Genomic DNA, 809 nt, shown 5'->3' with positions numbered 1-809 from the left:
GTGCGTCGTGGTCCGGGTGGTGTGTTGGAGTTCGTGGGTCGGGTGGATCAGCAGGTCAAGATTCGTGGTTTCCGGATCGAGCCCGGGGAGATCGAGGCGGTGTTGACGGGTCATCCCGGTATCGCCCAGGCCGCCGTGGTCGCTCGTGAGGACCTGCCCGGCGACACCCGCCTGATCGCCTACGTCGTCACCGACACCGACACCGACACGACCCCGAGCGACGAGACGGAACGGAGCCAGATCGGGGAGTGGCAGGATCTCTACGACTCCCTGTACGCCGAACCCGGTTCCGTGTTCGGCGAGGACTTCGCCGGATGGAACAGCAGTTACGACGGTAAGCCGATCCCGCTGCCGGAGATGCGCGAGTGGCGTGCGGCCACGATCGAGCGGATCAAGGCACTCGACCCCGGCCGGGTCCTGGAGATCGGCGTGGGCACCGGTCTGCTCCTCGCCGGGCTGGCGCCCGAGTGCGAGGAGTACTGGGGAACGGACTTCTCGCCCACGGTCGTCGAGGCGCTGCGGCGCCACGTCGACGCCGACCCCGAGCTCGCCCGGCGGGTCACCCTGCGCGTACAGGCCGCCCACGAGCACGGCGACCTTCCCGTGGGTCACTTCGACACCATCGTGCTCAACTCGGTCGTCCAGTACTTCCCCAACGCCGGCTATCTGGAGCAGGTCGTCTCCAACGCCATGCGTGCTCTCGCCCCCGGCGGGGCGCTGTTCATCGGCGACGTGCGCAACCCGCGACTGCTCCGCACCTTCGCCGCCGCCGTGCACACCGCCCGCGCCGAGGACCCCACCGACACCGC

The 809-nt window shown here is 69.3% G+C and carries 1 protein-coding gene; it reads left to right on the top strand.

Annotated features, from left to right (window positions below; translation table 11 throughout):
• A partial coding sequence (locus GT354_RS31900; RefSeq protein WP_161359858.1) for a class I SAM-dependent methyltransferase occupies positions 1 to 809 on the top strand: 809 nt, incomplete at both ends.

The organism is Streptomyces sp. SID3343 (assembly GCF_009865215.1).
GTDB lineage: Bacteria > Actinomycetota > Actinomycetes > Streptomycetales > Streptomycetaceae > Embleya.
The sequence above is the reverse complement of the archived record's forward strand: the minus strand, read 5'-3'. Positions and strand labels throughout refer to the sequence as shown.